The organism is Aquiflexum sp., assembly GCF_041751335.1.
Taxonomy (GTDB): domain Bacteria; phylum Bacteroidota; class Bacteroidia; order Cytophagales; family Cyclobacteriaceae; genus Aquiflexum.
In genome coordinates, this window is record NZ_JBGSXS010000247.1 from 1 (window position 1) to 10,310 (window position 10,310).

The following is a 10,310-nucleotide window of genomic DNA, read 5'->3' on the forward strand; positions in this document are numbered from 1 at the left end:
TTGTTGTTACAAGATCAAACGTTGGTAAATTCAATTAGAAAGAACTTTGCCAAAGGAAGGGTGGAATCTATTTTGAATACCTCAGAGGCGTGCAATAGGCTTTTAAAAATACTGAACAAAAACACCAGTAACCGTAACCAATGATAAAATTCTTTAGAGGGCCGAACGGGAATCAAAGGTCTTGTAGACCTTTGATAGTGAGGAGCCAGGTGGTGCGCAGGTTAATAAATTAAAATATATGATCAAGTTTTTCAGACATATCAGACAAAAATTACTCTCTGAGGATAAGTTCAGCAGATATTTATTATATGCCATTGGAGAAATTGTGCTGGTGGTTATTGGGATTTTAATTGCTTTGTCAATCAATAATTGGAATGAATACCGAAAAGAAACCAATTTTGAACAAAAAATTCTCAGAGAGTTAAAATCAGATTTTGAATATAACGAAAGTGAATTAAATAGCAACATCATTAAATCTTCTACTTTGGCATCCAATTGCGATAGTCTACTGGCTCTTTTCAATTTGCCCAAAGCTGAAGTGGATCCAATTAATTATTTTAACTATACGCGAAGGTTAGGAGGCTATTCTACTTTTAGTCCTTCCAATGGCGCATTGAATGCACTTATAAGTTCCGGGAATCTGTACATCATTAAGAATGATTCATTGCGTATGCACCTGGCCAGATGGTCAGGAATGATAGAAGACGCGAGAGAGGATGAAATGCGACTTATAGCGTTCGGAGATACGAATATGAATCCATTCAGACTGGAGTACTTAAATCTAACACCAGATTCTACTTATGTGGACCCAGCGCTTCTTGAAAATTTCAAATTCAAGAACATCGTCAGGACTATACGAGAAAGAGCAAATTATAATGTTGAAAATTATGAAATCCTCGGAGTAGAAATAACCAAAATATTAGATGAAATCAATCGGGAATTAAATCCCGAACAAAAATAACGAAAGCCTGCTTATCTTAGGCAGGCGCAATATTGTATAAGATCAACCCACCTGCTGGACGGGCAGGTAGCGGGTGAAGTGATAAAATCAAGGTCAGTGTATTTAAAAACTTTTGTGGTGGCGGACAGGTAATCGCTTCGAATTCCCTGCCAGCAGCAGGCAGGCGCTACTGCTCTTATACTTGACCGATAGGCAACATTTAAGAAAATGAACAAAATGAAAAATGAAAACAATAGAAGAGACTTTCTAAAAAAATGTAGTCTATCAACTGTTCCTTTTTTGCTTCCAACAACTGGCTTGAACGCAATGTCATTTGAAAGAACTATTGATGAAGTACACACTGAAAATCAATCACCGGTTAACTTTATTTATGATGGGTTTGCACTGGCACCCCATGAATACCTTAAGAAGCTGCAAGAAATAAATAATTCGAAACCTATTGAACCTGATGTATATGGAAATGGGGGAGATACAAAATTAATTGAAGAGGAATTTGCAAAAATAACGGGTAAAGAAAAGGCCATTTATCTGCCTACTGGTACGATGGCCAACCAATTAGCAATTAAGTTACTGAATGAAAACAACACTAAAGTCATAGTACCTGAAAACTCACATATTTTCAGAGATGAAGCTGATGCAGCCCAAAGCGTTCATAGCATCAGGCTGATCCCAATTGGAAAAGGAAAGCCCTATTTTGATATAGCTGATTTAAAAAGTACAATCGACTATATAAATAATAATGAAGTTTTTAAAAGCGGCTTAGGAACCGTTGTGATTGAAAACCCTGTCCGGCGTGCTGACGGAACTTTTGTGCCATTAGATGTGATAAAAGACATTTCAACATACTGCAAAGAAAATAATTACAAAATGCATTTAGACGGTGCAAGAATTCATATAGCGTCTGCTTTCAACAAGACCTCACTTTTGGAATACGCTTCATATTTTGACACGGTTTATATTTCCCTATATAAATATTTAAATGCTACTGGAGGAGCAATGCTTTGTGGGGATGCAAAAATCATTGATCAAATAGCTCATCAAATTAAAATACTCGGAGGAACTGTATTTCAAAATTGGAATAATACATCAATGGCTTTACATTATTTAGAAGGCATTAATGAGCGTTGGGATGAAGTTGTTATGAGATCTAAAAACTTAATTACTGGATTGAACGAATTAAATGGTGTTAGTATAACTGGTTTTAAAAACGGTACTAATATTTATGATTTAACCTTAAGCAATGAAATAAGCTTAAAAAAGCTTGCTGTTTTTCTATACAATGAGCATAATATTTGGTTAGGAAGAGCCAATGATAGTGGAATTGTAAAATTTACTGTCAATGAAAGTTTATTAACCAGGGACAATAAAAATATCATTGATGCCTGGAAAGAAGGAATTGAACAAGCAAGGAATTAAAAAGCTTTGAAGGTTCCACTCAAGCTGATAACCACCATGACAAGAGCAAATCCTGCTTTCGTACACATTTCTCTTCTACCCTAGGCGATTTCGGTACTCACTTGGAGTAATATCTAAAATATTTTTTACATAACGAGTAAAATACGATCGGTTTGAAAATTCCATTTCATCATAAAGTCTTGGGAGCATCAACGTGAGATTCACCTATAAGAGGGAGATTCCGAGACTGAGGCAGATGCTAAGATTGAGAAATCGCTCAGAAGCTTGTCAACTATGGACAGGACTGCCGGTGATGACCGCATCGGTGTTCAAGCGCCTCCTTTCCAGTTTGACGGATGGATCAATTCCGAGCCGCTTACGCTGGAAGATCTTAGAGGAAAAGTCGTTCTGGTTCGTTGGTTTACCGACACCTGTCCTTTCTGTGCAAGCAGTGCCCCCGCGCTTCGTCAGCTCTATGAGGAATATGCCGACCAAGGCTTCGCATTGGTTGGGGTTTACCATCCCAAGGCCGGGAGAGATGACCCTTTGGATGTAGCGCGTGTACAGCGTGTGGTTGAAGCCAGAGATTTTAAGTTTCCGGTAGCTATAGACTGACTGGGATTGGCGCAATGGCACGCTAAAAGAATGGTGGCTTACAGGCCCTAAACGACCGGCTACCTCGGTAACCTTCATCCTGGATAAGTCCGGGGTAATACAGTTTGTCCATCCGGGTATGGAGTATCACGATGACAATGGCTCCGGGCAGCACGCCATGTGCGTGGATGACATGGGGCGCATCCGCGCGGCAATTGAAAGTCTTATCGCTGAATAAATCCACAGTGGTGTCTGTTTAGACCTTGTTTGTTTTTAATGGCAGAATCACTTTGTATTTTGACCGGGCGAAAAAGCGCCGCCTACTTGTTGATTTAATGGCTGGGTATGATATTGTAAATCCCGTGTGCATAAAAATTTCTTTTACGTGGATTTTTTGGGAGAGGGTTCAGGGTTTTATAAAAAGATGTGATTTTAGATAGTTAAAGACAAGCGGGATTTTTCTTTCCTTCCAAAGACCTGAAAACAGTGATAAACTGATAATCCTAAAGCAAGGAGGACTTTCAAAAGATGAGATTTGATTTATCTTGAATTTTTTTCAGGAAAATCTTAGTCTCACCCTTTTTTAAATACTCGATTATCATTGGGTGGCAAATTGGATTTAGTTTTCTTTATACTTCCTTACTAAGAATTCCCAATGCAAAGATATTTTTACATTAAACGGTTAATTAATCGATTATCTTAATAATAAGACCTAGAAAAATCTTTTTTAACATTTATATTTAGCTAAGCTTTAAGTTGAACCTAAATTATATTTTTATGGAAAAAAAGGTTTTCCCACCGTCAATTTTAAATGTATCCGTGGAAGTTTATGATTCCCACATCAGTGTCAGATCACAGGCAATTTATCTGATTTTACTGAGTATTTTACTTTCAGCCGTGGCTTCTTTGCCATTGATATATGTGGATGTTGCAGTACAGTCCCGCGGCACATTTCAGTCAGCACTTCAGCGCAATTCTTTGATGAGTTCAGTTGGTGGACGATTGGAAAAATGGGATCTGACTGAAAATAAAAAGGTCAAAAAAGGGGATGTTTTGGCTGTTGTTCGGGCCGAGGTAATTCAGTTGGAAATGCAGGGTTTGGGAGAAAGGTTGATGCTGCTGGAGGATTTTATTTATGATTTGGGGAAATTGCTTCGATTGCAAATGGAAGGGAATTTTGTTTTGCTTATCCCATTAAAATCTAAATACTATCAGGCTTCATTTTTGGAATTTCAGACCAAAATCAACAATCAGGCCTCTATGCTTCAAAAATTGGAAAGGGACTTTGATCGTGCCCAAATGCTTTACAACAGTAAATCCATCGCCTTTGCTGACTATGACAACATTGAAGTCCAGTACAAACAAGCGCAGACTCAAATGGATTTGGTCAAAAAGCAACAAATCAATCAATGGGAACAGGAGCTGATCAATCATCAAAACGAAAAATTGCGCCTTAAAAACCAAATGGATGTTTTTGCAGAGCAAATTGATCAATACAAGATTATTGCAGGTACTAGTGGCACTCTGATCAATGTACTTAACCTGAATGAAGGGGATTTTATCCATCCCCAGCAAAAGCTCGCCGAAATTTCACCTGACACGACTTTGATTGCAGTGACTTACATTTCTCCGAGTGACATTGCATTTATTGAAAAAGAGCAAGAAGTGACTTTTCAAGTGGACGCATACAATTACAATCAATGGGGGATTGCCATCGGGAAAGTCAAAGATATAGCAGATGACCTCAGTTTAATCAGTGAAAGGGAAGCAGGTTTTTTGGTAACATGTATGTTAGACACATCTTATTTGACCTTGTCCAGCGGACAGGAAGGGCATATTAAAAAAGGAATGACTTTCAATGCCCGCTTTATTGTGGCTAGAAGGTCTTTATTTCAACTGCTTTATGACAAGGTGGATAATTGGCTCAATCCTCAAGTTCAAAATAGCATATAATTTTTCATCATATGGGTATCAAAGTTAAACAAAGGGATATTACGGATTGTGGTGCAGCCTGTCTTGCATCAGTAGCTTCGCATTACAACCTTGAAATGCCAGTGGCTAAAATCAGACAGATGGCTTCTACTGATCAAAAAGGCACTAATATCTTAGGACTCATTGAAGCGGCGACCAAAATGGGTTTTTCGGCCAAAGGAGTACGAGGAGAATTCGATGCACTCAAAGAAGTTCCCATGCCGGTAATCGCCCATGTCATTGTGAAAAAAGTTCTACATCATTTTGTAGTAATCTATAAAGTGACTGACAAAATGGTGGAATACATGGATCCAGGTGATGGACAAGTGCATAAGGTATCTCCTTAAGAGTTTAAGGAAATATGGACAGGGGTATTGGTCTTATTAATGCCAAATGATGAGTTCAATGCCATCAATCAAAAGGTGAGTACTTGGAGGAGGTTTTGGTTTTTGGTTCGGCCCCATCGAAGCGTCATGTTTCAATCTTTAATAGGAGCAGTCATTTATACCATTTTAGGATTGTCCACGTCGATATATGTTCAAAAAATCATTGACCATGTATTTATTGGAAGGAATGTCAATTTGCTTAACCTCCTTTCGGTTGCCATGATCGTATTGCTGATCCTGCAGATTTTTATTGGGGTTTTCAAAACCTTGTTTATTATCAAAGTGGGCCAACGCATTGATGCCCGTTTGATTTTAGGGTATTATAAACACCTTTTGACTTTACCTCAGCGATTTTTTGATACCATGCGGGTAGGAGAAATTATTTCTAGGATCAATGACGCCGTAAAAATCAGGGCTTTTATCAATGATGTATCGATTGGGTTTTTGGTAAATGTTTTTATTGTGATTTTCTCTTTTGCATTGATGTTTACTTTTTATTGGAAACTTGCCTTGGTGATGCTTCTGGTAGTGCCTTTGTATGCCCTAATCTACTGGATTACCAACCGGCTCAATAAAAAGATTGAAAGAAGGTTAATGGAAGAATCTGCCGAATTGGAATCCCAATTGGTAGAATCCATCACCGCAGCCGGAACCATCAAGCGCTTTGGAGCCGAAGACCATGCCAATATAAAAACCGAGATCAGGTTTGTTTCGCTTTTGAAGACTGTTTATCAATCGGGTTTGAACAACATTTTTTCAGGAACATCCTCAGAGACGGTTTCACGACTGTTTACCATCATCCTTTTGTGGGTTGGCGCAGGTTATGTCCTTAGCAATGAGATCACACCTGGAGAACTGATGTCTTTTTATGCTTTGACAGGCTATCTGACTGGTCCAGTTTCCAGCTTGATCGGCATGAACAAAACCATTCAGAATGCTTTGATTGCCGCGGACAGGTTGTTTGAGATTATGGATTTGGAAGTGGAAAATTCGGAGGAAACATTTACTCTTAAAAAAGATGATGTAGGAGATATATACTTTAAAAATGTAAGCTTCAGGTATGGTTCAAGAGCGAATGTCTTTGATGGTTTGAGTTTGGTCTTTCCCAAAGGGAAAATATCCGGTGTGGTAGGGGAAAGTGGTTCAGGAAAAAGCACCTTGGTTTCCCTGCTTCAAAATCTGTACCCATTGCAGTCGGGCAATGTATACATCGGAGACCATGATATCAAATTTATCAACAATGCAAGTTTGAGACAAATTGTCTCAGTAGTGCCTCAGCGTATAGATCTTTTTGCTGGTAATGTTTTGGAAAATATTGCCTTGGGTGACTACCAACCGGATATGCAAAAAGTGGTGCATATCTGCAATAGGTTGGGTATGATGAGTTTTATAGAAAATCTGCCAAACGGTTTTGGGACCTACTTAGGAGAGAATGGGGCAGCATTATCTGGAGGGCAGAAGCAGCGGATTGCCATTGCAAGGGCATTGTATCGGGATCCGGAAATATTGATTTTGGACGAAGCCACGGCTTCCCTAGACCCCGATTCAGAGCAATTTGTACAACAGACCATTAGGATGCTGGCTACAGAAGGCAAAACCATTATATTCATTACCCACAGGTTGGCAGCAGTGCAGGATTTTGACGGCCTTTTTGTTCTGGATAAAGGGAAACTGATCGAAGAGGGGAACCATTCGGCTTTATTGGCCAAGGAAGGCAAGTATTTTGAAATGATCAGGAAGCAGTTGGTGGTGTTGGCATGAAGTGAACCAAGTACAAAGAATTGCCATTTGACTTTTATATCATACACTAAATTAGAAGAATATGGAATTTATCAGACAAATTGAAAGATTACAGCTTTTGAATAAGCTGGTAAAGGAACAGCGGACGGGAAGTCCTGAGGAGTTGGCAGAGAGACTGGGGGTGAGTAGGAGACAGTTGTATGTGTATTTGGAATATTTGAATGACATGGGAGTTGATATTCAGTATTCTCGACGATTGAACAGTTTCGTATTTGCCAGCCAAAAACAGATTCTGATTGATTGGAGGTTTGAAGTTTTAGAGTCTGCCGAAATCAGGAAGGTTCTTGGTGGTGCATTATGTTTGAGCGGGTCATTCATGCCAAATATTTTCTCAAGGAATTCATGGAATTTTTCTCTTGAGTATTGAGTGTTAACTATTTTATTAGATCATAAATATTAAGAACATGAAAACATTCGGAACTCTTTTATCCTTTTTGAAAGCACCTTATCGGGCAGAAACTTACAGTGACATTAAAATTAGTGATTTCACATTTCTTTTACTGATTACCATTTTGATAGTGGTGCCTTATGCTTTTATCTTAGAATGGGCAGGTATGGATCAGTTTGACCATATCATGACCGAACTCCTGGAAAAGAATAAATGGCTGTTGGCCTTAATTGCCATATTTTTCACCCCGTTGATAGAGGAACCTATTTTTAGGCTTCATCTGGACCTTAAAAAATCTTCCATTTGGTGGGGATTGGGATTGTCTGTATTTATGATATCTGAAATCTGATATCCTGTAGTTTTGCTGTGGGGTTATTTGATTATTCTTTTTATAATGATAACTAAAGGGCAAAAGCCCGATCTTAAAATTGTTGTGTATTGTTCCTCCGCTCTATTTGCATTGGTCCATATGGGCAATTTTACCGAGTTTGATCATGGGAAGTATTTTTATTGGGTCCCCTTGTTGGTTGCTATTAAGTTTGTAGTGGGATTGGTTTTAAGTCATATCAGATTAAACCATGGTATGAAGTGGGCTATTATTTTCCATGGCGTATATAATGCTGTTTTGATAGTTCCTGCTGTTTATTTTTATGAACCTTGAAAAAAATACAAGATATTTTTCTCGTGCTGTTTTTATGCACGGAGCAAAAGTAATTTAGAATCATGATCAGATGCCGAAAACGATGCTAGCTAAAAACGAGGTATTTTGAGATTGGGAAAACCCAACGCCCGATAAAGGTTGGGAGAAAAAGGAAAATTGTTTAAATTATGGAAAAGTTTAAGGAATTGAGTTTTGAGGAGATGGTTAAGGTTGACGGGGGAGGTATTTGGTTTTTAGGTAAAGCTATATTCGCAGCTGCTGTTGTAGAACTTATAACGGAAGGATGGGATAGCGTTAAAAATGATTTTATCGAAGGATATAACGAAGTAAGAAATCAATAAGCTATGAAAGAATTATCAAATGATGAATTGTTTAACATCTCGGCCGGAGGTGAAGTTTGGAAATGGTTTGGGAAAGTAGCTGCTTATTTTGCCAATAACTATGATGCGCATATGCAAGATGTATATGAAAGAGCTAAGAACGGTGAGTATATAGCTGATTAATTTTATGTCCATCGGTCATTGACCGATGGACAAACTAATATTTAATTTTATGGTTTTAAAAAACAAAATCCTCTTATTTAATGTTTTCTTGATTATGGTAGTTTTGATTTTTCAAGAACCAATTTCTAACTATCTTCAAAACCTAATGATTATATTTACTATTACATTAATATACCCTTTTTTTTCTTCAATGATGGTATTTTATAAAAATCAATCTATGATTTTACAAATTATCACGCCATTATTGTGCCTAGTGATCGCATATTTTATTTTTTGGCAAGGGTCTGAATTTATTACTTTATCTAAACTTTTTATTGGCTCAATTGGAGGAATGATCCATTTTTTTTTACAGATAAAGATTTTTAAAAATTATTTTCATAATTGACTCGTTCAATTATTCTAATTGGGTAAGTCTTTTACCCCTCAAATCATGTTGGTCTTTGCTAAGTTTTTAAAGAAATAGGATTAGAAAGGAATCTAAAAATTTAATACCCTAGACACCCAAAGTTCCTAAAAATCCCTTTGGTGTCATTATAGCCAAATTGCACTTTTTATAATCTTCGGAAAAAGGTTTTCGCTCAGTCATTGAATCCAGGATCATATCGGCATCCAAACGCACTTCTTTCATCGGCCCAAAAATTTTTTAGCCAAGGCATTGCTCAACTCCTTTTTGTAATCATAGTTTTTAGGAAGCTGTACCGACCCGGACAGCTTTTTGACATTTGGGGACAATTTCTTTTGCTCTATTTTGCTTGGAATAACACCAGTCAAACTTTCTACCAGTGGACTCATTTTTAATGTTTTTTCGTCCTTATGCTAAAGAGAATTCAAATATTTCTCAACCAAGCTCGAAAGACTAATATTTTGGCTCTTTCTATGGTTTGTTTATTTAAACTTCAGGTGAGTTTCGTGTTCATTACAAATTGATTTTGTACGTGTAAATTTATTATTTATTTAGGTAAACCCCAAAACCCCCTCATCCACTATCTCCGGCACCGTCACCTTCAATCCTGGTGTTCTTTCCATCTCCCTCTTTATTGCAAATAAAGCCTCATCATTCCTGGCCCAAGCCCTTCTTGCAATGCCGTTGTTGACATCGTAGAAGAGCATGGTTTGTAGCCGTCGGTCAGCTTCTGATGTGCCATCCAGTAGCATGCCGAAACCACCATTGATGACCTCGCCCCAGCCTACACCTCCGCCATTGTGGATGGAAACCCAATTGGCACCCCGGAAACTGTCACCGATGACATTGTGGATGGCCATATCGGCGGTGAATTTGCTGCCATCGTAGATATTGCTGGTTTCCCGGAAAGGGGAGTCGGTGCCGCTGACATCATGGTGGTCTCTGCCCAAGACCACAGGAGCGGATAGTTCACCGGAATGGACAGCCTTGTTGAAAGCTTGGGCGATCTTGATTCTGCCTTCTGCATCGGCATAGAGGATACGGGCTTGGGAACCCACTACCAGTTTGTTTTTTCCAGCTTCTTCTATCCATTTGATGTTATCCTGCATTTGTTGTTGGATTTCGGTGGGAGAGGAGGCCATGATTTCTTTGAGGACTTTGGCTGCTATTTGGTCGGATTTATTTAAGTCTCCTGGCTTGCCCGAAGTGCAAACCCACCTGAAAGGTCCAAAACCATAATCAAAACAC

At 38.4% G+C, this 10,310-nt stretch carries 10 protein-coding genes and 2 pseudogenes; 10 read left to right on the top strand and 2 right to left on the bottom strand.

Annotation, left to right across the window (positions count from 1 at the left end; translation table 11 throughout):
- Window positions 1–238: 238 nt before the first annotated feature.
- From ACEW8U_RS13965 to ACEW8U_RS14010, 10 genes and pseudogenes are all read left to right on the top strand, one after another.
- Window positions 239–961 (top strand): DUF6090 family protein, encoded by a 723-nt coding sequence (locus ACEW8U_RS13965; protein ID WP_373522669.1) that lies wholly within the window; start codon window positions 239–241, stop codon window positions 959–961.
- 216 nt (window positions 962–1,177) lie between these two features.
- Entirely contained in the window at window positions 1,178–2,377 is a 1,200-nt protein-coding gene (locus ACEW8U_RS13970; protein ID WP_373522670.1) for a low specificity L-threonine aldolase, read from the top strand.
- A 273-nt stretch (window positions 2,378–2,650) separates the two neighbouring features.
- Window positions 2,651–2,971 carry a redoxin domain-containing protein gene (locus ACEW8U_RS13975; RefSeq protein ID WP_373522671.1) on the top strand — a complete coding sequence of 107 codons (321 nt, stop codon included), beginning with the start codon at window positions 2,651–2,653 and terminating at the stop codon, window positions 2,969–2,971.
- Window positions 2,972–3,727: 756 nt separating this feature from the next.
- Window positions 3,728–4,903, top strand: a complete 1,176-nt coding sequence (locus ACEW8U_RS13980; RefSeq protein ID WP_373522672.1) for an HlyD family secretion protein — start codon at window positions 3,728–3,730, stop codon at window positions 4,901–4,903.
- An 11-nt stretch (window positions 4,904–4,914) separates the two neighbouring features.
- Window positions 4,915–7,068, top strand: a pseudogene (locus ACEW8U_RS13985) (peptidase domain-containing ABC transporter).
- Window positions 7,069–7,129: 61 nt separating this feature from the next.
- Window positions 7,130–7,474 (top strand): HTH domain-containing protein, encoded by a 345-nt coding sequence (locus ACEW8U_RS13990; RefSeq protein ID WP_373522673.1) that lies wholly within the window; start codon window positions 7,130–7,132, stop codon window positions 7,472–7,474.
- 37 nt (window positions 7,475–7,511) lie between these two features.
- Window positions 7,512–7,844: a hypothetical protein gene (locus ACEW8U_RS13995; protein WP_373522674.1), complete on the top strand. Its 333-nt coding sequence runs from the start codon at window positions 7,512–7,514 to the stop codon at window positions 7,842–7,844.
- A gap of 45 nt (window positions 7,845–7,889) precedes the next feature.
- Window positions 7,890–8,156, top strand: coding sequence for a type II CAAX prenyl endopeptidase Rce1 family protein (locus tag ACEW8U_RS14000; RefSeq protein WP_373522675.1), 267 nt, complete (start codon window positions 7,890–7,892; stop codon window positions 8,154–8,156).
- A 167-nt stretch (window positions 8,157–8,323) separates the two neighbouring features.
- The gene (locus tag ACEW8U_RS14005; protein WP_373522676.1) at window positions 8,324–8,497 is read left to right on the top strand and encodes a hypothetical protein; all 174 of its coding nucleotides are present in this window, start codon (window positions 8,324–8,326) and stop codon (window positions 8,495–8,497) included.
- Between the two features lie 3 nt (window positions 8,498–8,500).
- Window positions 8,501–8,659, top strand: a complete 159-nt coding sequence (locus ACEW8U_RS14010; protein WP_373522677.1) for a hypothetical protein — start codon at window positions 8,501–8,503, stop codon at window positions 8,657–8,659.
- Window positions 8,660–9,283: 624 nt separating this feature from the next.
- Here ACEW8U_RS14010 and ACEW8U_RS14015 read toward each other — a convergent pair.
- The gene (locus ACEW8U_RS14015; protein ID WP_373522678.1) at window positions 9,284–9,451 is read right to left on the bottom strand and encodes a hypothetical protein; all 168 of its coding nucleotides are present in this window, start codon (window positions 9,449–9,451) and stop codon (window positions 9,284–9,286) included.
- 162 nt (window positions 9,452–9,613) lie between these two features.
- Window positions 9,614–10,310, bottom strand: a pseudogene (locus ACEW8U_RS14020) (urocanate hydratase); the annotation flags it as partial.

Excerpts from the sequence above, each read along its gene's own strand:
- ACEW8U_RS13965 (WP_373522669.1), top strand. The coding sequence starts at position 239 with ATGATCAAGTTTTTCAGACATATCAGACAAAAATTACTCTCTGAGGAT.
- ACEW8U_RS13970 (WP_373522670.1), top strand. The coding sequence starts at position 1,178 with ATGAAAAATGAAAACAATAGAAGAGACTTTCTAAAAAAATGTAGTCTA.
- ACEW8U_RS13975 (WP_373522671.1), top strand. The coding sequence starts at position 2,651 with ATGGACAGGACTGCCGGTGATGACCGCATCGGTGTTCAAGCGCCTCCT.
- ACEW8U_RS13980 (WP_373522672.1), top strand. The coding sequence starts at position 3,728 with ATGGAAAAAAAGGTTTTCCCACCGTCAATTTTAAATGTATCCGTGGAA.
- ACEW8U_RS13990 (WP_373522673.1), top strand. The coding sequence starts at position 7,130 with ATGGAATTTATCAGACAAATTGAAAGATTACAGCTTTTGAATAAGCTG.
- ACEW8U_RS13995 (WP_373522674.1), top strand. The coding sequence starts at position 7,512 with ATGAAAACATTCGGAACTCTTTTATCCTTTTTGAAAGCACCTTATCGG.
- ACEW8U_RS14000 (WP_373522675.1), top strand. The coding sequence starts at position 7,890 with ATGATAACTAAAGGGCAAAAGCCCGATCTTAAAATTGTTGTGTATTGT.
- ACEW8U_RS14005 (WP_373522676.1), top strand. The coding sequence starts at position 8,324 with ATGGAAAAGTTTAAGGAATTGAGTTTTGAGGAGATGGTTAAGGTTGAC.
- ACEW8U_RS14010 (WP_373522677.1), top strand. The coding sequence starts at position 8,501 with ATGAAAGAATTATCAAATGATGAATTGTTTAACATCTCGGCCGGAGGT.
- ACEW8U_RS14015 (WP_373522678.1), bottom strand. The coding sequence starts at position 9,451 with ATGAGTCCACTGGTAGAAAGTTTGACTGGTGTTATTCCAAGCAAAATA.